Origin of the sequence: Streptomyces sp. AV19 (assembly GCF_015999245.1) — a bacterium.
In the GTDB taxonomy this organism is placed as follows: domain Bacteria; phylum Actinomycetota; class Actinomycetes; order Streptomycetales; family Streptomycetaceae; genus Streptomyces.
Genome location: NZ_JAEAMR010000022.1, coordinates 371,947 through 395,151, shown reverse-complemented (window position 1 = coordinate 395,151; position 23,205 = coordinate 371,947). Strand labels below are relative to the sequence as shown.

Genomic DNA, 23,205 nt, shown 5'->3' with positions numbered 1-23,205 from the left:
GCGGTCGGGAGGCTGGGGGAGGCGCGGGGAGGGGCCGGGGCGGGCGTTCCGGGAGCTGCTGGCGTCGTCGAACTCTCCGGAGGGGGCGACCCCCAGGCGGGCTGACGCCGACTCCTCGTAGCGCCGCAGCACCAGCGACACCACCTCCCCCGCCGCCCCCAGCACATCCGTCACCGCGTCCGCGCCCGCCTCCCGTGCCCCCGCCGCGATGCGGTCGGGCAGGCGGCCCGGGGCCAGGACGTAGCGGGCCACGGCGACCCGGTCGCAGCCCGACGCCCGCAGGGCGCGTACCGCCGAGTCCGTGCGCGGGCCGGACGCCGAGGCGTACGCGCACCGCACCGCCCGCCAGCCGGCGCGCTCCGCCCACTCCCGGGCCACGCCCTCCACCACCGCGAGACCCCGGGGGTCGGACGTACCCGCGGCCGCCAGCACCACCCCCGTCGTGGACCGGTCGTGCACGCCCGCCTCCGCGAGGCGCCGTTCGAGGGCGGTGACGAGGAGGGGGGAAGGGCCCAGGACTTCGGACTGACGGATCGTCAACTCCGGGGGGCAGCAGGCACGGAGGACGGACGGGATGTCCGTCCGCGCGTGGAACGCCCGCGTCAGCAGCAGCGGCACCGCGACCGCCGACCGCACGCCGTCCGCCGCCAGCCGGGCCAGCATCTCCGGGACCGACGGCGCGGACGGCCCGCAGAAGTCGAGGAAGCCCGCCTCGACCCGTACGTCCGGCCGCCGGGCCGCGACCCGGGCGCGCAGCGCGGCGACGGTCGCCGCGTGCCGGGGGTCGCGGCTGCCGTGGGCGACCAGCAGCAGGGCGGCGGTCACCGCGCCGCCAGCCCGCGCGTCCGCAGCACCCGCCGCTCCAGCGGGCTGAAGACGGCGAGGTCGATGGCGATGCCGACGAAGAGGATCAGCAGGATCCCCAGCAGCACGCCCGGCATGTCGGAGTCGGTGCGGGCGTTCTCCAGGTACTGGCCCAGCCCCAGCCCCAAGTCGGGGGAGGACGCGATGAGTTCGGCGGCCATCAGTGAGCGCCAGGAGAAGGCCCAGCCCTGCTTGAGTCCGGCGATGTAGCCGGGCAGCGCGGCCGGCAGCAGGACGAACCGCGCGCCCCGCGCCCCCGTGGCGCCCAGCGTCCGCCCGGCCCGCAGATAGAGCGGAGGGACCTGGTCGATGCCGGAGACCAGCCCGTTGGCGATCGACGGCACCGCGCCCAGCAGGATGACCGTGTACATCGCCGCGTCGGTGATGCCGAGCCAGATGACCGCGGCCGGTACCCAGGCGACCGACGGGAGGGACTGGAGGCCGGACAGGACCGGGCCCAGCGCCGCCCGGACGAACGGCACCCGGGCCACGACCAGCCCCAGCGGCGTGCCGATGACGAGGGCGGCCACGAAGCCGAGCAGGCCGCGCGAGACGCTGGTCCAGATGATGTCGAACAGCGTGCCGTTCAGCCACAGTTCGCGCAGGCTGCCCCAGACCGCCGACGGGTCGGGGAGCTTGTAGTCGTCGGTGACCCCGGCGACGACCAGCAGCTTCCACACGGCGAGCACCAGCACCACGGCGGTCACCGGCGGCAGCACCTTGCGCAGCAGGACCTGGCGCCACGACACCCGGCGGTCCGGCACGGCGTCCAGCGCGTCGAGTCCGGCCTCCAGCCCCGCGAGGTCCGGACCGGCGGTGTCAGTGCTTGCCATGACGGCGGATCTCCCCACGCAGTTCCTCGGTTATCTCCACGGACAGCTCCGCGACCGCGCCGTCCTCGATGCGGCGCGGCTGCGGCAGGTCCACCGTCCACTCCCGCACCACCCGGCCGGGCCGCGAGGACAGCAGCACCACCCGCTCCCCGAGCCGTACGGCCTCGCGGACGTTGTGCGTGACGAACAGCACCGACAGCGCCGTCTCCGACCAGATACGGGTCAGTTCGTGGTGCAGCACGTCCCGGGTGATCGCGTCGAGCGCGGCGAACGGCTCGTCCATCAGCAGCAGCCGGCTGTCCTGCGCCAGGGCGCGGGCGAGCGCGACGCGCTGGCGCATGCCGCCCGACAGCTCGTGGACCCGCTTGCCGTACGAGCCGCCGAGGCGGACGAGGTCGAGCAGCCGCTCGGCCTCCGCGCGCCGCCCGGCACGGGGGACGCCGCGCAGCCGCAGGGCGAGTTCGATGTTCCGGCCGGCGGTCAGCCAGGGGAACAGCGCGTGTTCCTGGAACATCAACGCGGGCCGCCCGCCCGGCACGTCGATGGTGCCGGCGGTGGGCCGGTCGAGCCCGGCCACCAGGTTGAGCAGGGTGGACTTGCCGCAGCCGGACGCCCCGAGGAGGCAGACGAACTCCCCGGGGCGGACGTCGAGGGTGATGTCGTCCAGCACGGCGCGGTCCCCGCCCGCCCGGCCGAACCGCTTGTGGACGTGGTCGAGCCGGACGGCCGGCGGAGCGTCCTCCGCGACGGCGGTCGTGCCGGAACTGTCAGTGGTCGCTGCCGGGGCCATCCGGACCTCCAGGTACGTGGGCGGACACTGCCACTACTGCTTGCCGAGCTTCGCCGCACTGACGGCCGGTTTGCCCTCGGCCCTCAGCACCTTGTTGAGCAGGGTGAGGTCGTAGATGCCGGACAGGTCGGGCTCGTCGAGCAGTCCGGCCGCCACGGCGTGCTCCGCCTCGGCCCGCAGCGTCGGGGCGAGCGGGTCGTCGAGCGTCCGGAGGGACTTCCACGCCGGGTCGAGGACGCCGGCCGGGAGCGCCTTGCCGGAGAGCCTCTTGAGCGCGGCGTTGGCCGACGCCTTGGCCCGGTCCGGATGGGCGGCGATCCAGGCGTTGGTCCGCACCGAGCCGCGCAGCACGGCCTCGACCACGTCCGGGTGCGCGGCCAGGAACTTCTGCGACACGATCACATTGGTGATCACGAACTTGCCGCCCGGCCACAGCGAGGACTCGTCCAGCAGCACCTTGCCGCCCTCGGAGACCAGCTTGGAGGCGGTGGGCTCGGGCACCCACGCGCCGTCCACGGAGCCGGACCTGAAGGCGTCAGGGACGACCTTGTTGTCCGTGCGGACCACCGAGACGTCGCCCTTGCCGCTCTGCGGATCGACCTTCCAGCCCTTGCCGGCGATCCAGCTGAGGAAGGCGACGTCCTGGGTGTTGCCCTTCTGCGGCGTCGCGATCCGCTTGCCCTTCACGTCCTCGGCCGAGGTGATCTTCCTGGGGTCGACGACGAGTCTGACGCCCCCGGACGCGGAGCCGGAGACGATGCGCAGGTTCTTGCCCCTCGACTTGACCCAGCCGTTGATGGCGGGCGACGGGCCGATCCAGCCGATGTCGATCGAGCCGGCGTTGAGCGCCTCGATCGCGGACGGCCCGGCGTTGAAGGCGGCCGACTTCAGCCTGGTGCCGCCGAGTTCCCTCTGGAAGATCCCCTCCTGCTCGCCGACCAGGGGGGTGGCGTGGGTGATGTTGGGGAAGTAGCCGATCCGCACGGTGTCCGCGGAGAGTTTCCTCCCGCTCGTGGCGGTGGAGCCGACGTCGTTCCTCTCGGCCCGGGATCCGTAGCCGCAGGAGGTGAGCGCGGCGGTCAGCAGCGGCAGTGCGGCCAGGGCCGCGAGCGCGCGGCGGGCCGGGTGGGGGGCGGACATGAGGGGGCTTCCTCTCGACGGTCCGGACGTGCCTGGGCGGGGGAGGGGGATACGGGCGTCAGCGCGCACATCGGCCCACTCCGCCCTGTCCGCTGCCGAGGGCGCCGCTGCCCACGCGGCCGCCCTTCTTGTCGAAGCCGGAGAAGAAGTCCCGTGGTGTCATGTCAGAAGTCCCAGCCCTCGTCGTCCTCGTCCGCCGCCGCCCCGTCGGGCGCGCCGAACGCCGCGCCCGCCATGCCCGCCGCCAGCGTCGTGCCGTCGGCCGGGTCGATCAGCAGGAACGAACCGGTGCGCCGGGAGAGGGCGTACGCGTCGAGCGCCAGCGGCTCGGCGGTGCGCAGCACCACCCGGCCGATGTCGTTGGCCGCCAGCTCGCCGGGTGCGGGGTGCTGGGACAGGTCGGCGAGGTTCAGCCGGGACGGGAGGTCCTCGACGATCGCCTTGACCGTGCGCGTGGTGTGCTTGAGCAGCACCCGGTCGCCGGGCCGCAGCGGCCGGTCGGCGACGTGGCACACGGTCGCCTCCACCTCGCGCACCGGCACGGGCGCCCCGGCGGTGGGCGCGATCAGGTCGCCGCGGGAGACGTCGAGGTCGTCGGCGAGGAGGACGGTCACGGACTGCGGGGCCCAGGCGACGTCGGCCGGGGTGCCGAGCGCGTCGAGGGCGGCGATCGTGCTGGTGCGGCCGGAGGGCAGCACGGTCACCGAGTCGCCGACGCGCAGCACGCCGGAGGCGATCTGCCCCGCGTAGCCGCGGTAGTCGGGGTGCCCGGCGGTCCGCGGCCGGATCACGTACTGCACGGGGAAGCGGGCCGGGTCGGCGGTGGGGTCGGCGACCACGGGCACGGTCTCCAGGTGCTCCAGCACGGTCGGGCCGCCGTACCAGTCCATGTGGGCGGACGGCGTCACCACGTTGTCGCCGGCCAGCGCCGAGATCGGGATCGCCGTCACCTCGGGGACGCCCAGCGAGGCGGCGTAGGCGCCGAACTCCTCGGCTATGCGGGCGAAGACGGGCTCCGCCCAGTCCACGAGGTCCATCTTGTTGACGGCCAGCACCACGTGCGGGACGCGCAGCAGGGCGGCCACCGCGGCGTGCCGGCGGGTCTGTTCGACGACGCCGTTGCGGGCGTCGACCAGCACCACGGCGAGTTCCGCCGTGGAGGCCCCGGTGACCATGTTGCGGGTGTACTGCACGTGGCCGGGGGTGTCGGCGAGGACGAACCGGCGGCGGGCGGTGGCGAAGTAGCGGTACGCGACGTCGATGGTGATGCCCTGCTCGCGCTCGGCCCGCAGCCCGTCGGTGAGCAGGGCCAGGTCGGGGGCGTCGTGGCCGCGGCTGCGGGAGGCGTGCTCGACGGCCTCCAGCTGGTCGGCCAGCACCGAACGGGAGTCGTGCAGCAGCCGCCCGACGAGGGTGGACTTGCCGTCGTCGACGGATCCCGCGGTGGCGAAGCGCAGCAGGGTCGTGGCCCCGGCGTGCTCGGCTGTGGTCATGGATCGTCCCTGGAGCTGTGGGTGAACGGGGGCGTGACGAAGGGGCGGGCCGGCGCCAGCCCTTCCGGGCCGGAAGGGCTGGCCGGAAGCCGGGCCGGAAGCAGCCGGGCTAGAAGTAGCCCTCTCTCTTGCGGTCCTCCATGGCCGTGTCCGAGAGCCGGTCGTCGGCCCGGGTGGCGCCGCGCTCGGTCAGGCGCGAGGCGGCGATCTCGGCGATCACGGCGTCGGTCGTCGTCGCGTCCGAATCGACGGCGCCCGTGCAGGACATGTCGCCGACGGTGCGGTAGCGCACCAGGCGCTTTTCGACCGGCTCGCCGTCCTTGGGCCCGCCCCAGTCGCCGGCGGTCAGCCACATGCCGTCGCGGCGGAAGACCTCGCGCTCGTGCGCGAAGTAGATGTCCGGCAGTTCGATGCGCTCGCGGGCTATGTACTGCCACACGTCCAGCTCGGTCCAGTTGGACAGCGGGAAGACGCGGACGTGCTCGCCGGGGGAGTGCCGGCCGTTGTAGAGCTGCCACAGTTCGGGGCGCTGGCGGCGCGGGTCCCAGCCGCCGAACTCGTCCCGCAGCGAGAAGACCCGCTCCTTGGCGCGGGCCTTCTCCTCGTCGCGGCGGCCGCCGCCGAAGACCGCGTCGAAGCGGTGCCCGGTGATGGCGTCGAGCAGCGGGGCGGTCTGCAGCGGGTTGCGGGTGCCGTCGGGGCGCTCGCGCAGCCGCCCGTCGTCGATGAACTCCTGGACGGACGCGACGAACAGGCGCAGCCCGTGGCGGGCGACCGTGCGGTCGCGGTAGGCCAGCACCTCCGGGAAGTTGTGCCCGGTGTCCACGTGCAGCAGGGCGAACGGCAGCGGGGCCGGGGCGAACGCCTTGAGCGCCGCGTGCAGCATCACCACGGAGTCCTTGCCGCCGGAGAACAGCAGCACCGGGCGCTCGAACTCGCCCGCCACCTCCCGGAAGACGTGCACCGCCTCCGACTCCAGCGCGTCCAGGTGCGACAGGGCGTACGGACTGTCGGTCACAGCAGACCCCTTCCCGCCAGCAGCGCGTGCACCGCGTCGGCCGACTCCCCGGGCGTCCGCCCGTGCGCGGCGAGCCGCAGGTCCGGGGCGTCCGGGGCCTCGTACGGGTCGTCCACTCCCGTCAGCCCGGATATCTCGCCCTTCGCCTGCCGCGCGTACAGGCCCTTCACGTCGCGCTCGGCGCACACCTCCAGCGGCGTCGCCACGTGCACCTCGACGTAGGGGGTGCCGCGCTCCAGGTGCCGCTTGCGCACCGCCTCGCGGGAGTCGGCGTAGGGGGCGATGACCGGGACGAGGACGGTGACGCCGTGCGCGGCGAGCAACTGGGCGACGAAGCCGATCCGCTGGACGTTGGTGTCGCGGTCGGCGCGGGAGAAGCCCAGCCCGGCGGAGAGGAAGGCGCGGATCTCGTCGCCGTCCAGCACCTCTGCCCGGCGGCCCTCGTCGCGCAGCCGGCCGGCCAGCGCGCGGGCGATCGTCGTCTTGCCCGCGCTCGGCAGGCCGGTGAGCCATACCGTCGAACCCGTCGTACCCGTCATGCGGTTCCCCCAGGGGTCCGTTCCGGTCATCCGTGCAGTCCGCACTCGGTCTTGGCGAGGCCGGCCCAGCGGCCGGCCCGGGCGTCCTCGCCCGCCCGCACCCGCCGGGTGCAGGGCGCGCAGCCGACGGACGCGTAGCCGTCCGTCAGCAACGGGTTGACGAGGACGCCGTGTTCGGCGACGTAGGCGTCCACGTCGTCCTGGGTCCAGCGGGCGATCGGTGCCACCTTGACCTTGCCGCGGCGGGCGTCCCAGCCGACGACGGGCGTGTTCGCCCGGGTCGGGGACTCGTCGCGGCGCAGCCCGGTCGCCCAGGCGTCGTAGCCGGCCAGCCCGGCCTCCAGCGGCCGCATCTTGCGCAGGGCGCAGCACAGGTCCGGGTCGCGGTCGTGCAGCTCCGGGCCGTACTCGGCGTCCTGTTCGGCCACGGTCTGGACGGGGGTGAGGGTCAGGACGCGGACGTCCATCACCGCCTCGACGGCGTCCCGGGTGCCGATGGTCTCGGGGAAGTGGTAGCCGGTGTCCAGGAAGACGACGTCCACGCCGGGCCGGACCCGGGAGGCGAGGTGCGCGACGACGGCGTCCTCCATGGAGGAGGTGACACAGAAGCGGTCGCCGAAGGTGCCGGCCGCCCAGCGCACGATCTCCAGCGCCGGGGCGTCCTCCAACTCCCGCCCCGCGCGCAGGGCGAGCTCCTCAAGAGCGCTCATGGGAACCTCCCGGACCGGTGCGCCGGGCGAGCAGCCCGAGGAACTTCAGCTGGAACGCGCGGTTGCAGGCCGCGCACTCCCAGGCGCCGTGGCCCGACTCGTGGGGGCGCAGGTCCTCGTCGGCGCAGTAGGGGCAGTGGAAGGGGACGGCGCGGGCGCTGCTCACGACAGGTTCTCCTTGCTCACGACAGATCCTCCTCGGACGCCCGGGTGGTCCACGCCGCGAACCGCTCGCCGTCCTCGCGCTGTTCGAGGTAGCGGCGCAGCACCCGCTCGACGTAGTCGGGCAGGCCCTCGGAGGTGACCTTCAGGCCGCGGACCTTGCGGCCGAAGCCCGGCTGGAGGCCCAGCGCGCCGCCCAGGTGCACCTGGTAGCCCTCGACCTGGTTGCCTTCGTCGTCCATGACGAGCTGGCCCTTGAGGCCGATGTCCGCGACCTGGATGCGGGCGCAGGCGTTGGGGCAGCCGTTGAGGTTGATGGTGAGCGGCTCGTCGAACTCCGGGAGGCGGCGCTCCAGTTCGTCGATGAGGGACGCGCCGCGCGCCTTGGTCTCCACGATCGCGATCTTGCAGAACTCGATGCCGGTGCAGGCCATCGTGCCGCGCCGGAAGGGGGAGGGCGCCACGCGCAGGTCCAGCGCCTCCAGACCGGCGGTCAGGGACGCGACCCGGTCCTCCTCGACGTCGAGCACGATCATCTTCTGCTCGGCGGTGGTGCGCAGCCGTCCGGAGCCGTGCTCCTCGGCCAGTTCGGCGATCTTCGTGAGGGTGCTGCCGTCGACGCGGCCGACGCGCGGGGCGAAGCCGACGTAGTAACGGCCGTCCTGCTGGCGGTGCACGCCCACGTGGTCGCGCCAGCGCTCGACGGGGACCTCGGGCGCGGGGCCGTCGAGGAGCGCGCGGCCGAGGTACTCCTTCTCCAGCACCTCGCGGAATCGTTCCGCTCCCCAGTCGGCGACGAGGAACTTCAGCCGGGCGCGGGTGCGCAGCCGCCGGTAGCCGTAGTCGCGGAAGACGCGGATGACCGCGCCGAAGACGTCCGGCACCTCGGCCAGGGGCACCCAGGCGCCCAGCCGGACACCGATCTTGGGGTTGGTGGACAGCCCGCCGCCCACCCAGACGTCGAAGCCCGGGCCGTGCTCGGGGTGGCGGACGCCGACGAAGGCGACGTCGTTGATCTCGTGGGCCACGTCGAGCAACGGGGAGCCGGAGACGGCCGACTTGAACTTCCGCGGCAGGTTGGAGAAGTCGGGGTTGCCCACGAAGCGGCGGTGGATCTCGTCGATCGCCGGGGTGCCGTCGACGATCTCGTCCTCGGCGATGCCGGCGACGGGGGAGCCCAGGATCACCCGGGGTGTGTCGCCGCACGCCTCGGTGGTCGACAGGCCGACCGCCTCCAGCCGCCGCCAGATCTCGGGGACGTCCTCGATGCGGATCCAGTGGTACTGGATGTTCTGCCGGTCGGTGAGGTCCGCGGTGCCGCGGGCGAATTCCTGGGAGATCTCGCCGATCACGCGCAACTGCCCGGTGGTCAGCCGGCCTCCGTCGATGCGCACCCGCAGCATGAAGTACTTGTCGTCGAGCTCGGCGTCCTCGAGGACGGCCGTCTTGCCGCCGTCGATCCCGGGCCTGCGCTGGGTGTAGAGCCCCCACCAGCGCATCCGGCCGCGCAGGTCGGCGGGATCGATCGAGTCGAAACCCGTCTTCGAATAGATCGTCTCAATTCGTGTCCGTACGTTGAGACCGTCGTCGTCCTTCTTGAACTGCTCGTTGCCGTTGAGCGGGGTGAAGTGGCCGACGGCCCACTGGCCTTCGCCTCGGTGGCGGCCGGTCTTCCGGCGGGCCGCCGCGTTCGCGGCGGAGGGGGATTTCGGGGTGGCGGGCATGGCGATCCGTCCTTCGGGGTGCTGCTGCTGTCCTGCTGCGGCGGTGCCGGGCGGTGTATCGGGCGGTGGGCGGCGCACAGGGGCACACCCGGGGGCCCGGAGGGGCCTGGAGGGGCACGCCTGTCACCTGCGGATTCGCCAAGGGGCGCCGAAGAGCGCGCACTTACGGACCGGTGGGGAGCGAACAGGAAACGCAACCGTCCACGACAGTGGGGACGGCGGTGGGAACGGTGGTGCTGTGACTGTCAGCCCGCCGGACAGATGGCGCTGAACACGCGGCCGAGGTCGATATGACGCCGGCTCACCAAGGCAATTCCACCTCGTGACATGAGGGAAGAGTGGCACGCAGGCCTTCGGGCAGTCCACCATTCGCCATAATGTGAGACACCCCGTCCCGAGGAGTGGGACGGGGTGTCGAGGGGGCGCGTTCGGGGGTCAGGCGGCCGCGCCCTCGTGCGCGCCTCCGGATGCGCCCTCGTACGCGCCCTTCCGCGTACCTTCGTGCGCGCCCTCGTGTGCGTCGTCGTGCGTGTCGTCGTGCGCTCCCGGCCACGGGCCCGGGGCGCCGACGGCCGGCTCCTCCGCGGTCTCCGTCGCGAACACCCGGAAGCCGCGCCGCTCGTAGTTGGCCAGCGCGTGCGGGCCGTCCTTGGTGCAGGTGTGCAGCCACACCCGCTCCGTCGGCTCCCGGTCCGGCCACCGCCCGGCCAGGTCCCAGGCCCGCCCGGTCCCGAACGCCAGCAGGTGCCCGCCGATGCCCCGGCCCTGGAAGGCGGGCAGCAGCCCGAAGTAGACGATCTCCACCGCGCCTTCCGGCTGCGCCTCCAGTTCGATATAGCCCGCGGGCGTCCCCCGGTCGTAGGCGACCCAGGTCTCCACTCCGGGCCGCTCCAGGTACGCGCGCCACCGCTCGTACGACCACGGCAGGCGGTCCGTCCACGTCCAGTCGCCGCCGACGGCCGTGTAGAGGTACCGGCTGAATTCGGGCGAGGGAACCTCGGCGCGGACGAACCGGACCTCCGGCCCCGGCGCGGGAGCGGACGGCGGAACCAGGTCGGCCGGTGAGGTCATCTGCAGGGACCAGGTGGTCACGGAGATCGTCGCGTCGTTCACGCTCACACTCAACCACGCCCCTCCGCGGGCCCCGCCCGGGCCCCTCGGCAGGCTGCCCGGCGGATGAACGCACCGGTCGGAGGCGGATACCGTTAGCGCGTGCAGGAAGCGACAAATGAACCACCGGGGCCTCGGAAGGGCCGGCTCCACCGAGCCCGAGCCCTGTACCGGAACGTTTCGAAACGCAGGATGGCCTGGCTGCTCCTGAAGGACACGGTCAACTCCTGCATGGAGTACCGCGTCACGGGACTGGCCGCCGAAGCCGCCTTCTTCACCCTGCTCTCGCTGCCGCCCCTGCTCCTCGCCCTCATCAGCCTCCTCGGCTACCTGGACGACTGGACGGGCACCCACACCATCGAGAGCCTGAAGAACAACATCATCAAGGCCTCGGCGGCCGTCCTCTCCGACCGGGGCGTCAACGAGATCACCAAGCCCCTGCTGCGCGACGTCGACCAGAGCGGCCGCCGCCCGGAGATCGTCTCCGTCGGCTTCGCCATCGCCCTGTGGTCGGGCTCCCGGGCCGTGAACGTCTTCGTCGACACCATCACGATCATGTACGGGCTGGAGGGCCGGCGAGGCATCGTCCACACCCGGCTGCTCGCCTTCCTGCTCTACATCGTCGCCCTGCTCATCGGGACGGTGGTGCTGCCGCTGATGGTCATCGGCCCCGAGACGATGGTGAGCATCCTGCCCTGGAGCGAGGGCCTGGTCCGGTTCCTGTACTGGCCGGTGGTCCTGGTGCTGTCCATCGCCTTCCTCACCACGCTCTACCACGTGTCCGTCCCCGTCCGCTCGCCCTGGCAGGAGGACATCCCCGGGGCGTTCGTGGCCCTGACGATGTGGGTGCTGGGCAGCTTCCTGCTGCGCATCTACCTCACGCACACCGTCGAGGGCCCCACGATCTACGGCTCGCTCGCCGCGCCCGTCGCCGTCCTGCTGTGGATCGGCGTCTCGGCCTTCGCGGTGCTCGTCGGGGCGGCGGTCAACGCGGCCATGGACCGGGTGTGGCCGTCGGTCGCCACCGCGGCCGCCCGCGCCGACGTCGACCGGCAGCGCGCGGCGGCCGCGGCCCAGGCGGCGGCGGAACGGGCGGCGCTGGCGATGGTCCACGAGTACGAGGACGACCCGGCCGAGGACGACGGGGTGGCCGGCCAGGACCGGGTGCCGCCCTCGGAGTTCCCCGAGCGCTGGGCGCAGTTCCTGCCGCCGGAGGATGTGCGGACGCGGCTGCAGCATGTGAAGGGGGAGCGGGGCGGCAGGCACCGCAAGGAGTAGCGGGCGGGCCGGCGCGGGCGCGGGGCGAAGGGTGGAAAAAACCCTTCGCCCCGCGCCCTTTCGCATGCGTAGAGTCCCCGCGAAACGTTCGTATCCATCGGCATCCATCGGCATCCATCGGCATCCATCGGAATCAGGAGGTGAGCCCGCGATGACTGTCATCACGGAGATCCCCGCACACCACACCACCTCTCCGCTTCCGAAGGAGCACCACCACCGTGTCCACCGCTGCTCACCCCCTCGCCGCCTACGGCTGGGACGAGGGCTTCGCTGACAGCCACGCACCCTTCGCCGCCCGGGGCCTCGTCCCCGGCCGGATCGCCCGCGTCGACCGCGGGCACTGCGACGTCGTCGTCGCCTCCGACGACGGCGCCGGCGTCCGCACCGTACGGGCCGACGCCGCGCCCGTCGCCACCGGCGACCCCCTGCGCATCATGTGCACCGGGGACTGGGCGGCCGTCGACCTGACCGCCGGCCACGTCCGGGCGCTGCTCCCGCGCCGGACGGCCTTCGTCCGCTCCACCTCCTCCAAGCGGTCCGACGGGCAGATCCTGGCCGCCAACGTGGACCGGGCGGTCATCGCGTTCGCGCTCACCGCCGATCCGGACCTCGGCCGCGTCGAGCGGTTCCTCGCGCTGGCCTGGGAGTCCGGCGCCGAGCCCGTCGTCGCCCTCACCAAGGCGGACCTCGTGCCCGACCCGGTGACGCTCTCCCATCTGCTCGCCGATACGGAGGCGGTGGCACCCGGGGCGCGGGTGCTGGCCGTCAGCTCGGCCACGGGCGAGGGCGTCGGCGAGCTCGCCGCGCTGCTCGCCGGGGGCACGGGGGTGCTCCTCGGCCAGTCCGGCGCCGGGAAGTCCACGCTCGCCAACGCGCTCGTCGGCGAGGACGTGCAGGACGTCCGGGCCATTCGCGACCGCGACGGGAAGGGGCGGCACACGACGACCACCCGCAATCTGCTGCCGTTGCCGCTGCCGGGCGGGGGCGTCCTCATCGACACGCCGGGGCTGCGGGGGGTGGGGCTGTGGGACGCGGAGTCCGGGCTCGCCCGGACGTTCACCGACGTCGAGGCGCTGGCGGCGTCGTGCCGCTTCCATGACTGCGGCCACGACGGGGAGCCGGGGTGCGCGGTGGCGGCGGCGGTCGCGTCGGGTGCGCTGGGGCACCGCCGGCTGGAGAGCTACCGCAAGCTGCTGCGGGAGAACGCGCGGATCGCGGCGCGGACGGATGCGCGGCTGCGGGCGGAGATGCGGCGGGAGTGGAAGCGGCGGCAGGCGGAGGGGGAGCGGGCGGGCGCGCTCAAGCGGGGGCGCTCGCGCCGCTAGGCGCCCTGGGGGGAGGGTGCCCCAGTCCCGCCCTTTCTCCGTTTCCCGGGGAGACCCCGGACCCCGATCGCCCTTCCGGCGTTTGAGGACAATCTGCGCGCAGCGCGCGAGAAACGGTGAAAGGGCGGGCCAGGGGCATCCAAACCCGCGTCCAAACCCCACGTCCGATTCCCGCCAGCCCACCCCCACCCACTCCCGCACACTGGAAACGTGAACCCCACGGCCACCACAACCCCCGACGACGACCTCCGCTACGAAGCCGTCAGCAGCAGAGACGCCCGCTTCGACGGCACCTTCTTCTTCGCCGTCGCGACCACCGGCATCTACTGCCGCCCCAGTTGCCCGGCCGTCACCCCCAAGCGGCGGAACGTCCGCTTCTACCCGTCGGCCGCCGCCGCGCAGGGCGCCGGGTTCCGGGCGTGCCGGCGGTGCCGGCCCGACGCGGTGCCGGGGTCGGCGGAGTGGAACATCAGGGCCGACCTCGTCGGCCGGGCCATGCGGCTGATCGGCGACGGCGTCGTGGACCGCGAAGGCGTCCAGGGCCTCGCGGACCGGCTCGGCTACAGCACCCGCCAGGTGCACCGGCAGCTCACCGAGGAGCTCGGCGCCGGCCCCGTCGCCCTCGCCCGCGCCCAGCGCGCGCACACGGCGCGCGTCCTGCTGCAGACCACGGACCTGCCGGTCACGGAGACCGCGTTCGCGGCCGGCTTCGCGAGCGTGCGGCAGTTCAACGACACGATCCGCGCCGTCTACGCGCAGACCCCCACCGCCCTGCGGGGCGCGCCCCGGGCCACCGGGGGCAGCGCGCCGTCCGGCGTCCCGCTCCGGCTCGCCCACCGCGGCCCGTACGCCGCCCGCGAGGTCTTCGACTTCCTCGGCCGCCGGGCGATCGAGGGGGTCGAGGAGATGACGGGCGTCCCGGGCGCCCGGACCTACCGCCGCACCCTGCGGCTCCCGTACGGCACCGGGATCGCCGAGGTCCAGGAGCCGCACCGGGCGGACGCCGGCTGGCTCGCCTGCCGGCTGCACTTGACCGACCTGCGCGACCTGGCCGCCGCCGTCCAGCGCGTACGGCGCCTGTTCGACCTGGACGCCGACCCGGACGCGGTCGCCGAGCGGCTGGGCGCCGACCCGGCGCTGCGGCCGCTGGTCGCCGCCCGGCCGGGGCTGCGCTCGCCCGGCGCGGCGGACGCGGACGAGCTCGCGGTGCGGGCCGTGCTCGGCCAGCAGGTCTCCGTCGCGGCGGCCGGCCGCCTCGGGGCCCGGCTCGTCGCCGCGCACGGCACCCCCCTCGCGGCGCCCGACGGCACGCTCACCCACCTCTTCCCGGAGCCCGCGGCCCTGGCCGACGCCGAGTTCGACGGCATGCCCGAGGCCCGCCGGGACACCCTGCGCACGGTCGCCGGCGCTCTCGCGGACGGCACCGTGCGCCTCGACCCGGGAGCCGACCGCGACGCCACCGAGCAGCGGCTGCTCGCCCTGCGCGGGGTGGGCCCCTGGACCGCCGGCTACATCCGGATGCGGGCGCTCGGCGACCCGGACGTCTTCCTCCCCGGCGACGCCGGGGCACGGCGCGCGCTCACCGCCCTCGGCGCGGAGCCCGAAGACGCCGACGCCTGGCGGCCCTGGCGCTCGTACGCCCTGCACCACCTCTGGAACCTCTGAAACTCCTGGAACTCCTGGAACCCCTGGAACAAGGACTCCTGACCATGCTCTACACAGAGATCGACAGCCCCCTCGGCGTCCTGCTGCTCGCCGGCCGCCCCTCGCCCACCGCACCCGGCGGGACCGCGCTCGCCTCGCTGTCCGTCCCCGGCCAGAAGGGCGGCGCGACGGCCGCCCCGGACTGGCGGCGGGTGCCCGGGGCGTTCACCGAGGCGGAGCAGCAGCTCGCGGCGTACTTCACCGGTGAACTGCGCGAGTTCGACCTGGAGTACGCCGCGGAGGGGACGGAGTTCCGCCGCCGGGTGTGGGACGCCCTCGACTCCGTGCCGTACGGCGCCACCACCACCTACGGCGAACTGGCCCGGCGGATCGGCGCCTCCCGTGCCGCGGTCCGCGCGGTCGGCGGCGCCGTCGGGGCCAACCCGCTGCTGGTATTGCGCCCCTGCCACCGGGTCATCGGCGCGGACGGGTCGCTCACCGGGTACGCGGGAGGGCTGGAGCGCAAGCGCTTCCTGCTGGGCCTGGAGGGGTAGCCGGCCCCGCCCGAGGGCTCAGCGGCGGGCCGCCGTCCACCCCCGTTCCGCCGCGATCCAGCCGAGCTGGAGGCGGGTGGTCACCCCCGCCAGCTCCATCAGCCGCTTCACCCGCCGCTGCACTGTCCGCAGCCCCAGGCCGAGTTGCTTGGCGACGCTCGCGTCGGTCAGCCCGGACAGCAGCAGCGACAGCACCGCCAGGTCCGTGGCGTCGGGCCCGGCGGACGGGAGCGCGGCGGTGACGTGCCCCCCGGCCGGCCACAGCGGGCGCGCCTCGCGCCACAGCGCCTCGAACAACAGCACAAGGGAGTCGAGCAGTTCGCCCGGGCCCACCGCGAGCGCGGCCGGTTCGGCGTCGGGCCCGGTGAGGACGAGCAGCCCGTCCCGGCGGTCGGCGAGGAACAACTCGGCCGGCACCCGCTCGGCGATCCGGACCAGGTGCGCCCCCGCGCGGTCGACGGGCGCCGGGCGCACCCGGCGGTCAACAACGGTCCGGTGACGTACTCCTCGGGCGTCCCCGGTGTCAACCCAGGGACGGTTCCTCACCAGTGCGCACACTTCTTCGACGGCCCCCAGCCGCAGCCGGGTCAGCCGGTGCGTCACGGCCTGTGCCCCGGTGACGACCTCCACCCCCGCACCGGTGGCGGGCGGCCCGTCCTGCGGCCACTCGCGCCCGTGCTGTCCTGCGCGTCTTTCCCGTTCCGCGTTCCCGACGACCGCCGGGCCTATGGCACCGGGCATGTGACACCCCTCCCCACAACCGTGTTGCGACTGCCGCCATCATCCCGTGCGAGGGGCCTTGTGCACTCTTCCCGTATGCCCCGCAGTGTGGACAATAAGGGCATGAGTCAGCTGGGGGATCAGGGACAAGAGGACGCCTGGTGGACGGAGTTGTACGGCCCGCCCGCCGAGGGCGCGGCCTCCGTCACCGGTGAGGACAGCCTCGACGACCGGTTCGCTTCGGCAGCGGCCGTCGTGGGCGGCGACCCGTCGCCCCCGCCTCCGCCCCCTTCCGCGGCCCCGCCCGACCGGCCCTCCCGCACCCCGCCCCCGCCCAGCGGCCTGCCCGCCCGCGCCAGTTGGTCGCTCTCGCTGGGCGGCGCGCTCCCCGACCCCTCCCGGCTGCCCCCGCTCCCCGACCTGGCCGGCCCGCTCGAAGCGCCTCCGCCCCCGCCTCCTGTGCCACCCCCGCCTCCCGCGCCCGCCGAAACCCAGTGGGAGCTGGGCGTGCCCCCGGCGGGCCCGAGGCGGCGCCCGCCGCGTGCGGCCCCGGCCGGGCCCGGGTCCCCCTGGTCTCCGGGGACGTCGGACGACACCCCGGCTCCGGAGGCGTCCGCCGTCCCCGCCACCTTCCTGTCCGAGGCCGCCGAGGCGCCCGACCCCGGCTCCCGCCGGAACCCGGGGGGACGAGAGGCCGCCCCGGCCCCGCAGCCACCCGCCCCGCCGAGGTCCCCCCGCGGCCCGGTACCGTCCCCCCACATTCCGGGGGTGCTGGACGTCCCGTCGTCGTCGGAGGCGTCCGCCGCGCCGGTGCCTCCCCGGGTCCCGGGGGCGAGGGACGTCACCCGGGGCCCGGAGACGTCCGCCGCGCCCGGGTCCTCCCGCCTGCCGGGCACCCGGGGCGCGCCCCGGACGCCGGACCGCCCGCCCGTGCCGGACCCCTGCGGGATCCCGGGGATCCCGGACGGCCGCCCGGTGCCGGAGACGTCCGCCGCGTCCGAGGTCTCGGGGACGGCCGAGGCGTCCGTGCCCCCCGAGACGTCCGATTCGGCCGCCTCGCTGGAAGCGGCCGTCGTGCCGCAGGTCCCCCGGCCCCGCCGCCGGGGCGAGGTCCGGGAGTCAGTCCCCGAGGGCATCCGCTCCCGCGCGCCCGAGTTCGTCGGCCAGGGTCCGCCCACCTACGAGGCCGAGCCGACCGCCTGGCCCGAGGCCGACCCCGGCGGGCTGGACGACCTCGTCCCCGACACCGTCCTCGACGGGGCGCGCTACGGTGCCATGACGCTGCGGGCCGTGTCCCTGCGCGGGGACTCCGCCCGCTACCGCGGCGAGCCCCGGCGCGACGCGCTGCTCACCGCCCGGTTCGGCGGCGGGGACGAGGCCGTGGTGCTGGTCGCCGTGGCCAGCGGGGCGCGCGCCGCCGAGGGGGCGCACCGCGCGGCGCGCGACATCTGCGCCTGGCTGGGCGGCGCGGTCGGCCGCAGCCACGCCCGGCTCGGCGAGGACATCCGGGCCGGACGGCGCGGCGAACTGCGCACGGGCCTGCACCGGCTGACCGACCGCTCCTACGGCCGGCTGCGCGCCCGCGCCGCCGAACTGGGGCTGCGGCCCGCCGAGTACACCGCGGCCCTGCGCTGCCTGCTGCTGCCCGCCGACTCCCGCTGCCGCACCCGGGTTTTCTTCGGCGTCGGCGGCGGCGGCCTCTTCCGGCTGCGCGAGGGGGCCTGGCAGGACCTGGACCCCGAGCCCCGCGCGGACGGCGGCCTCCCGGAGACCGGCCGGGACGCCCTGTGCGAGGACCGGATCACCGTGGACCTCGGCATTCCCACCCCCGGCACCACCCCGGTCATCGACCCCGAGGAGGTGCCGAGCGAACCCTTCCGCTTCCGTGCCTCGGTGGCCCGGCCCGGCGACGCGCTGCTGCTGTGCAGCGCGGGCCTGGCGGAGCCGCTGCGCGGCGAGCCGGCGCTGGCCGACGCGCTGGCCGAGCGGTGGGGCGCGCGGACGCAGCCGCCGGGGCTGGCCGAATTCCTGGCCGACGGGCAGCTGCGCGTCAAGGGGTACGCCGACGACCGCACGGCGTGCGCGATCTGGGAGGCGTGACACCGGTCCGGGAGACGTGACACGGGGAGCGGCGGGCCGGGATCTTTCCCGGCCCTTTCGCGTGCCCGACCGGCCGTCGGGAGACCGCTATTCACGACCGGCGCAAGACGTGTCCGCATTCCCGGCGCATCACCGATGTTGATGGCTCAACAGGAGTCGTTCCCCCGGTCGCGGGGCATGCACTTGCCGTGAGCCTGTTCGATGCCGGGGCGCCGGGGAGGGGTCGGGGCGGACGGAAATGAAAAGGCGGACTGCACGCTGGGAGGGCGCGGGGAACCGCGAAGGTCGGGAAGGGTCCGCGGACGGCACGGCTTCGGAAGAGGTGAGGAAAGGGGGACAGGAGCCGTGCTGGGAAAGACGGCTCCGGCGCGGTGACCTGGCCGCCGTCGCGGAGACGCGGGCCGGGCTGCGCCGGTTCCTGGAGCACTGGGGAGCGCCCGGCCGGGCCGAGACCGCCGAGCTGCTGACGAGCGAGCTGGTCACCAACGCCCTGCTGCACACGGACGGTGGCGCGGTGGTGAGCGCCGTCCTCACCGGCGGCCCCGCCGCCCTCGCCAAGGGGCGGCTGCGCGTGGAGGTGCGGGACCTCTGCGCCCGGCGCCCGGCGCTGCGCGCGTCCGCGGCGGCGCCGGACCCGGGGAACCCCGGGGGCGGGACCGCCGACGTGAGCGGGACCGCGACCTCCGGGCGCGGCCTGCTGCTCGTCGACTCCCTCGCGGACTGCTGGGGCGTACGGGCCCACGGGGTGGGAAAGGCCGTGTGGTTCGAGCTGGACGCCGAGGACCGCTGACGGCCGCGGGCGTGCCGACCGCTCCGCTCCGAGCCGCGGGGCCCGGAGGGAGCGGGTCAGCCGATCTGCTTGGCGATGCGCGCCAGCCGCTCCTCCAGCGAGTCGAGCCGCTGGATGGGCTGGGTGTCGTCCTCGGCGGTCAGGTCGATGGGCCGGCCGGGCCCGGGCCGGTTCACCGCCTGATAGGGATGATTGTGCAGGGGGAGCTGCTCCGGGTCGGTTATGGAAGGTTCCGACCCGGACTGCGAGCCGATCTGGGCCGGCTGCGGCGCGGACGCCACCGCGGTCACCTCCACCTGCCGTCCGCCGCGCGCCCGCCCCCACAGGATGCGGTGCTGGCGGTTGTACGCCTTGATCCGGGCGCGCTCCAGCTTGCCCGCCTCGCGGCGGCGCAGCCGGTGCTGCTGCCGCTGCCGCTTGTCCTCGCGGACCTCGTCGACCGCCTCGTCCAGCGTGCGCACGCCCTCCAGGAGCATCAGCGACCACGCGCCGAACGTCTCGCGCGGGGCCCGCAGCCAGCGGACCATGCGGATCTGCGGCAACGGGCGGGGCACCAGGCCCTGTTCGCGCAGGGCGGCCCGGCGGGTCTGCTTGAGCGCGCGGTCGAAGAGGACCGCCGCCGACAGCGACATGCCGGCGAAGAACTGCGGCGCGCCCGCGTGGTCCATCCCGCGGGGCGCGTGCACCCAGTTGAACCAGGCCGCCGCGCCCGCGAAGGTCCACACCAGCATCCGGGAGCCGAGCGCCGCGTCGCCGTGGCTGGCCTCGCGCACGGCGAGCACCGAGCAGAACATGGCCGCGCCGTCGAGCCCGAAGGGCACCAGGTACTCCCAGCCGCCCCACAGGCCCAGGTTCTGCCGCCCGAAGCCGACCAGGCCGTGGAAGGAGAGCGCGGCGGCGACCGCCGCGCAGCAGAAGAGGAGCACGTAGGAGGCGCTGCCGTAGAGGGCTTCCTTGCGCCGTCTGCGTTCCTCGGTGCGTTCCCAGGAATCCGTGGCCGCCAGGTCGTCCGGGCCGTTCTTGCCCCGGGCGTACACCGTCACCGCCACCACGGCTCCGGCGAGCGCCACGGCACTGGGCAAAACCCAATTCAGCGGTATGTCGGTCACTCTCATCTTGCGTCCCTTGCGTCGCGGTACGGCCTTTCGCGCGCCATCCTTACGGAATCGGCCGGGGAGCCAAGGGGTTTCGGAGCAACTCCCCGCCAATGGACGCCAAGGGCATACGGATAGGTGTGTATCCTTTCGAACGCCATTCAGCGGCAAGGGAATTGTGTTCACATCAAACCACTCGTTCGAGTGGGTTCAAGTCGATCGCCTTGCCGTCAGCCGTTGGAGGCGCTCCGCGTCGCCGGTGCGGGGGCAGGTGAGGCAGGCGCGGGGGCGCACGGTGTAGAGGAGGCAGCAGCTCGACCGGTCGCGGGTGCGCGGCGGTGCCGGGTCGTCCGGCTGCCCGCGCAGGGCGCGGAAGGCGGCGCCGCCGGCGGCGTACGGGGGTGTTCCGTGCGGCAGCAGCAGCCCCAACTCGGCGCGGGCCCGGGCCTCTTCGCCATCGCCCAGCAGCTTCCCCAGGTGCCACAGGCCCTCGGTCGTCGCGTCCGTCATCAGGCCCCACAGGGCGCGCGAGCCGCGCCGCGTCCAGGGGCCGAACCCCTCCAGTACCGGCCCGAGATGGCCCGCGAGCCCCTCGCGCACCACCTGCCGCAGCGACTCCTCGTCCGCCGCCACCGACGCGTCCGGCAGGCCGGCGGCCGGGTCGTCCGGGAGGCAGGTGAACTCCCGGGTCGTGAAGGCGATTTCGGTGCGCAGCCCGCGGCGCACCGCGACCGCGGCGAGCGGCGCCGCGGGGACCCGGCGGTGCAGGAACCAGGGGAGCGTCAACAGCAGGGAGGCCGACCACGCGTAGCGGTAGAGTCCAAAACCCGCCGCCACGTCCGGGCGCGGCACGCGGCCGTACTCCCGCCGGGACCGCTCCGCGTCCCAGGCGGAGAACGCCGTGACGGCGGGGCCGCCGGCGGCGAGCGCCGCCGCGGTGATCCAGCCGTCCCCGCGGGGGAGCGGTCCGCACGCGACGGCGAGCCGCGGGAAGACCTCCGTCAGCCGGTCGTAGGCGGCGGTGGCGGGCGGCCGCGAGGGTGGTGCGGCCGAGGCAGTGGACATACGGGACCACCGGGGCGCAAATGGGTGCAGGTAAGGCTTACCTTACCCATGTCGGCCGGGGTTTGAACTGCCGGACATGCCGCCTATGGTTCGAAGGAACACATCAGGAGGACCCCCATGGAGCAGGGCAGATCCCACCCCGCCGTGCCGCGCCAGCGGACCGACGGCCCCGGCGAACCCGCCCGCGCGCCGCTCCCCGGGAGCGCCGCGGCCCGCGGCGAGCACGTCCACGGGTGCGCGGAGGCCCCGGCCTCCGGGCCGGCTCCCGCCCGGCGGATGCCGACCCGCTACTCCGTGCGGGGACAGGTGCTGGACGCCCTGCGCAAGGCCCTGCTCGGCGGCGAGCTCATACCCGGCGAGGTCTACTCCGGGCCCGTGCTCGCCGAGCGGTTCGGCGTCTCGGCCACGCCGGTCCGCGAGGCCATGCAGCAACTCGCCCTGGAGGGCGCCGTCGAGGCCGTGCCCAACCGGGGCTTCCGGGTCACCAGCCGCTCCGCCCGTGACCTCGCCGAACTGGCCGAGGTCCGCGCCCTGCTGGAGGTGCCCGTCGTGCTCCGGCTGGCCAGGACCGTCCCCGCGGCCCGCTGGCGGGACCTGATGCCCTCGGCCGAGGCCGCCGCCGAGGTGGCCCGGCGCGGCGACCGCGCCGCCTACGCCGAGGCCGACCGGGCCTTCCACCGTGCCCTGCTGGGCCTGGCCGGCAACCGCCAGCTGGTCGCGGTCGCCGACGGGTTGCACCGGCGCGCCCAGTGGCCGGCGCCGGACGGTCCGGCGTCGCCTGCCGCCGATCTCGTCGCCGACGCCGCCGAGCATCTCGCGCTGCTGCGGGCGCTCGGTGCGCGGGATCTGCGGGCGGCGGAGGCGGTGCTGCGGGGGCATTTCGCGGGGGCGGTGGGTTGGTAGTGGGGGTTCTCTCCCCGCCCCGCCCTTTCACCGTTTCCTCCGGGGCTGCGCCCCGGGCCCGACACCGCGCTCCGCGCGGTGGACGGGGCTCCGCCCCTGCGCCCCGGCGGGGCTCCGCCCCTGCGCCCCGGCGGGGCTCCGCCCCTGCGCCCCGGCCGGGTTGTGCCTCCTGTGCCCTGGCGGGGGTGCGCCTCTGCGCCCCGGCGGGGGCTCCGCCCCTGCACCCCTACCGGGCCGCCTCATCAGAACCCGCACCGCTTCAGCGGTGGCGCGCCGGGCCGCAGGGGTGACGGCCCCTGCCCGTCGTAGGGCGACCCGCCGGCCACCGGCTGTGGGTGCGGCCGGCCGAACCACCGACCGTGGGTCGGCCGAACCACCGACCATCGGCCGCGGGCCGCGGGCCGCGGGCCGCCTGCCGTCAGGCGTCCGCCCCGTCCGTCGCCGGTGTCGGTGCCAGGCGGTCCGCCAGCCACGCCGGGACTCCGCCCAGCAGGCGGACCAGGCGGGCGGCCTCCGCGCGGAGTCTGGCCGCTTCCTCCGGGTCGGGCAGCACGGCCGCCAGTGAGGCCAGCGCCGGGGCGATGCCCACCAGGTAGCCCAGTTCCTCCCGGATGCGCAGCGACTCCGTGTAGCCGTGGCGGGCGTCGGTCAGGCGGCCGTGGTGCTCGGCCATCGCGGCTATGTGCCGCCAGGTGAAGGAGAGCAGCAGCCCGTGCCCGTGCGCCGTCGCTCCGGCGTGGGCGCGCTGGAAGGCGGCCGTGGCGTCGGACGGATTGTCGGAGAGGTGCTGGGCGATCAGGCCGCGCCGGAAGTCCAGCAGGGGACGTCCGGGTGAACGGGGCGCGAGCAGCGCCGCCGCGCGCCCCAGGGCCGACCGTGCTTCGTCCGCCCGGTCGCGTACCCCCAAAAGGGTGGCCGCGTACGCGAGATGGCCCCGTTCGCAGGCTGCCGCACCGCGCTCCTCGTCGTCCGTGGCCAGCGCCTCCGCCGCCCGCAGCGCGTCCTCGGCGGCCCCCCAGCCCTCGCCCGTGAACACGCACCGTTCGACCAGGACGGCCGTCCGCCAGCGGGCCGCGCCCGGATCGGCCGCCGCCCGCGGGGCGATGAGCGCGGCCGCGTCCTCCCAGCAGGCGCGTGAGCGCAGCCGCCACACCGCGCGCTCCAGCGGCCCGTCCTGCGGACTGGGGCCCTTCGGTCCCCATGGCTCCGTCAACCCCGATTTCCGCATGGCGGTGTCCGCCACAGTGCCCTCCCCAAGCGCGCCGTCGAGCTGGAAACCTGCACCGATCTCAGCACGAAGACGCGGGCCCGGCCAAGGGTTAGGTGTGAAGCAATTCACAAAGCCCGGC

General features: G+C 74.8%; 21 protein-coding genes and 1 pseudogene. 7 read left to right on the top strand and 15 right to left on the bottom strand.

The features are described from left to right. Window positions 1-96 precede the first annotated feature (96 nt). The 11 genes and pseudogenes from I5Q34_RS29950 to I5Q34_RS29900 all read right to left on the bottom strand — a co-directional run. Window positions 97-825 (bottom strand): annotated as a pseudogene (locus I5Q34_RS29950) (sirohydrochlorin chelatase); the annotation flags it as partial. Then, the gene (locus I5Q34_RS29945) at window positions 822-1,697 is read right to left on the bottom strand and encodes an ABC transporter permease (protein WP_199895580.1); all 876 of its coding nucleotides are present in this window, start codon (window positions 1,695-1,697) and stop codon (window positions 822-824) included. The pseudogene I5Q34_RS29950 and the gene I5Q34_RS29945, both read right to left, overlap by 4 nt. After that, window positions 1,684-2,487, bottom strand: a complete 804-nt coding sequence (locus tag I5Q34_RS29940) for an ABC transporter ATP-binding protein (protein WP_199895579.1) — start codon at window positions 2,485-2,487, stop codon at window positions 1,684-1,686. The genes I5Q34_RS29945 and I5Q34_RS29940 overlap by 14 nt, the downstream gene beginning before the upstream one ends. Window positions 2,488-2,520: 33 nt before the next feature. After that, the gene (locus I5Q34_RS29935) at window positions 2,521-3,627 is read right to left on the bottom strand and encodes an aliphatic sulfonate ABC transporter substrate-binding protein (protein WP_199895578.1); all 1,107 of its coding nucleotides are present in this window, start codon (window positions 3,625-3,627) and stop codon (window positions 2,521-2,523) included. Between the two features lie 164 nt (window positions 3,628-3,791). Next, window positions 3,792-5,120, bottom strand: a complete 1,329-nt coding sequence (locus I5Q34_RS29930) for a sulfate adenylyltransferase subunit 1 (RefSeq protein ID WP_199895577.1) — start codon at window positions 5,118-5,120, stop codon at window positions 3,792-3,794. A gap of 109 nt (window positions 5,121-5,229) precedes the next feature. Then, window positions 5,230-6,138, bottom strand: a complete 909-nt coding sequence (cysD, locus tag I5Q34_RS29925) for a sulfate adenylyltransferase subunit CysD (RefSeq protein WP_199895576.1) — start codon at window positions 6,136-6,138, stop codon at window positions 5,230-5,232. After that, window positions 6,135-6,677: an adenylyl-sulfate kinase gene (gene cysC, locus I5Q34_RS29920; protein WP_199895575.1), complete on the bottom strand. Its 543-nt coding sequence runs from the start codon at window positions 6,675-6,677 to the stop codon at window positions 6,135-6,137. Before cysC ends, cysD begins: the two co-directional genes overlap by 4 nt. Window positions 6,678-6,703: 26 nt before the next feature. Continuing rightward, a complete protein-coding gene (locus I5Q34_RS29915) occupies window positions 6,704-7,387 on the bottom strand; it encodes a phosphoadenylyl-sulfate reductase (protein ID WP_199895574.1) in 684 nt (227 codons plus the stop codon). Next, window positions 7,374-7,553, bottom strand: a complete 180-nt coding sequence (locus I5Q34_RS29910) for a hypothetical protein (protein WP_199895573.1) — start codon at window positions 7,551-7,553, stop codon at window positions 7,374-7,376. Before I5Q34_RS29910 ends, I5Q34_RS29915 begins: the two co-directional genes overlap by 14 nt. A 16-nt stretch (window positions 7,554-7,569) precedes the next feature. Then, the gene (locus tag I5Q34_RS29905) at window positions 7,570-9,273 is read right to left on the bottom strand and encodes a nitrite/sulfite reductase (RefSeq protein ID WP_199895572.1); all 1,704 of its coding nucleotides are present in this window, start codon (window positions 9,271-9,273) and stop codon (window positions 7,570-7,572) included. A 435-nt stretch (window positions 9,274-9,708) separates the two neighbouring features. Next, a complete protein-coding gene (locus I5Q34_RS29900; protein ID WP_199896048.1) occupies window positions 9,709-10,344 on the bottom strand; it encodes a GNAT family N-acetyltransferase in 636 nt (211 codons plus the stop codon). 231 nt (window positions 10,345-10,575) lie between these two features. On the opposite strand from I5Q34_RS29900, the gene I5Q34_RS29895 reads away from it, so the two are divergent. From I5Q34_RS29895 to I5Q34_RS29880, 4 genes are all read left to right on the top strand, one after another. Further along, on the top strand, window positions 10,576-11,661 hold the full coding sequence (locus tag I5Q34_RS29895) for a YihY/virulence factor BrkB family protein (RefSeq protein ID WP_199895571.1): 1,086 nt from the start codon (window positions 10,576-10,578) through the stop codon (window positions 11,659-11,661). 218 nt (window positions 11,662-11,879) lie between these two features. Further along, window positions 11,880-12,986 (top strand): ribosome small subunit-dependent GTPase A, encoded by a 1,107-nt coding sequence (rsgA, locus tag I5Q34_RS29890; RefSeq protein ID WP_199895570.1) that lies wholly within the window; start codon window positions 11,880-11,882, stop codon window positions 12,984-12,986. 210 nt (window positions 12,987-13,196) lie between these two features. Further along, entirely contained in the window at window positions 13,197-14,651 is a 1,455-nt protein-coding gene (locus tag I5Q34_RS29885) for a DNA-3-methyladenine glycosylase 2 family protein (RefSeq protein WP_199895569.1), read from the top strand. Between the two features lie 44 nt (window positions 14,652-14,695). Beyond that, on the top strand, window positions 14,696-15,184 hold the full coding sequence (locus tag I5Q34_RS29880) for a methylated-DNA--[protein]-cysteine S-methyltransferase (protein WP_199895568.1): 489 nt from the start codon (window positions 14,696-14,698) through the stop codon (window positions 15,182-15,184). A gap of 18 nt (window positions 15,185-15,202) precedes the next feature. Here I5Q34_RS29880 and I5Q34_RS29875 read toward each other — a convergent pair whose 3' ends face one another. Then, a complete protein-coding gene (locus tag I5Q34_RS29875) occupies window positions 15,203-15,925 on the bottom strand; it encodes a helix-turn-helix transcriptional regulator (RefSeq protein ID WP_199895567.1) in 723 nt (240 codons plus the stop codon). Window positions 15,926-16,027: 102 nt separating this feature from the next. Between I5Q34_RS29875 and I5Q34_RS29870 the strand changes: the two genes are divergently transcribed. Then, window positions 16,028-18,004 (top strand): protein phosphatase 2C domain-containing protein, encoded by a 1,977-nt coding sequence (locus tag I5Q34_RS29870; RefSeq protein ID WP_199895566.1) that lies wholly within the window; start codon window positions 16,028-16,030, stop codon window positions 18,002-18,004. 238 nt (window positions 18,005-18,242) lie between these two features. Then, window positions 18,243-18,794, top strand: coding sequence for an ATP-binding protein (locus I5Q34_RS29865; protein ID WP_199895565.1), 552 nt, complete (start codon window positions 18,243-18,245; stop codon window positions 18,792-18,794). 56 nt (window positions 18,795-18,850) lie between these two features. On the opposite strand, the gene I5Q34_RS29860 is transcribed toward I5Q34_RS29865, so the two are convergent. Further along, window positions 18,851-19,909, bottom strand: a complete 1,059-nt coding sequence (locus I5Q34_RS29860; RefSeq protein ID WP_199895564.1) for a DUF2637 domain-containing protein — start codon at window positions 19,907-19,909, stop codon at window positions 18,851-18,853. 189 nt (window positions 19,910-20,098) lie between these two features. Next, window positions 20,099-20,953, bottom strand: coding sequence for an iron-sulfur protein (locus I5Q34_RS29855; RefSeq protein ID WP_199895563.1), 855 nt, complete (start codon window positions 20,951-20,953; stop codon window positions 20,099-20,101). Window positions 20,954-21,070: 117 nt separating this feature from the next. Between I5Q34_RS29855 and I5Q34_RS29850 the strand changes: the two genes are divergently transcribed. Further along, window positions 21,071-21,856 (top strand): GntR family transcriptional regulator, encoded by a 786-nt coding sequence (locus I5Q34_RS29850; protein ID WP_199895562.1) that lies wholly within the window; start codon window positions 21,071-21,073, stop codon window positions 21,854-21,856. A gap of 418 nt (window positions 21,857-22,274) precedes the next feature. On the opposite strand, the gene I5Q34_RS29845 is transcribed toward I5Q34_RS29850, so the two are convergent. Continuing rightward, window positions 22,275-23,099, bottom strand: a complete 825-nt coding sequence (locus I5Q34_RS29845) for a hypothetical protein (RefSeq protein WP_374193073.1) — start codon at window positions 23,097-23,099, stop codon at window positions 22,275-22,277. Window positions 23,100-23,205 lie beyond the last annotated feature (106 nt).

Coding starts and splice junctions, on each gene's coding strand:
- I5Q34_RS29945 (WP_199895580.1), bottom strand. CDS start 1,697: ATGGCAAGCACTGACACCGCCGGTCCGGACCTCGCGGGGCTGGAGGCC.
- I5Q34_RS29940 (WP_199895579.1), bottom strand. CDS start 2,487: ATGGCCCCGGCAGCGACCACTGACAGTTCCGGCACGACCGCCGTCGCG.
- I5Q34_RS29935 (WP_199895578.1), bottom strand. CDS start 3,627: ATGTCCGCCCCCCACCCGGCCCGCCGCGCGCTCGCGGCCCTGGCCGCA.
- I5Q34_RS29930 (WP_199895577.1), bottom strand. CDS start 5,120: ATGACCACAGCCGAGCACGCCGGGGCCACGACCCTGCTGCGCTTCGCC.
- cysC (WP_199895575.1), bottom strand. CDS start 6,677: ATGACGGGTACGACGGGTTCGACGGTATGGCTCACCGGCCTGCCGAGC.
- I5Q34_RS29915 (WP_199895574.1), bottom strand. CDS start 7,387: ATGAGCGCTCTTGAGGAGCTCGCCCTGCGCGCGGGGCGGGAGTTGGAG.
- I5Q34_RS29905 (WP_199895572.1), bottom strand. CDS start 9,273: ATGCCCGCCACCCCGAAATCCCCCTCCGCCGCGAACGCGGCGGCCCGC.
- I5Q34_RS29900 (WP_199896048.1), bottom strand. CDS start 10,344: ATGACCTCACCGGCCGACCTGGTTCCGCCGTCCGCTCCCGCGCCGGGG.
- I5Q34_RS29895 (WP_199895571.1), top strand. CDS start 10,576: ATGGCCTGGCTGCTCCTGAAGGACACGGTCAACTCCTGCATGGAGTAC.
- I5Q34_RS29880 (WP_199895568.1), top strand. CDS start 14,696: ATGCTCTACACAGAGATCGACAGCCCCCTCGGCGTCCTGCTGCTCGCC.
- I5Q34_RS29875 (WP_199895567.1), bottom strand. CDS start 15,925: ATGCCCGGTGCCATAGGCCCGGCGGTCGTCGGGAACGCGGAACGGGAA.
- I5Q34_RS29870 (WP_199895566.1), top strand. CDS start 16,028: ATGAGTCAGCTGGGGGATCAGGGACAAGAGGACGCCTGGTGGACGGAG.
- I5Q34_RS29865 (WP_199895565.1), top strand. CDS start 18,243: ATGAAAAGGCGGACTGCACGCTGGGAGGGCGCGGGGAACCGCGAAGGT.
- I5Q34_RS29860 (WP_199895564.1), bottom strand. CDS start 19,909: ATGAGAGTGACCGACATACCGCTGAATTGGGTTTTGCCCAGTGCCGTG.
- I5Q34_RS29855 (WP_199895563.1), bottom strand. CDS start 20,953: ATGTCCACTGCCTCGGCCGCACCACCCTCGCGGCCGCCCGCCACCGCC.
- I5Q34_RS29850 (WP_199895562.1), top strand. CDS start 21,071: ATGGAGCAGGGCAGATCCCACCCCGCCGTGCCGCGCCAGCGGACCGAC.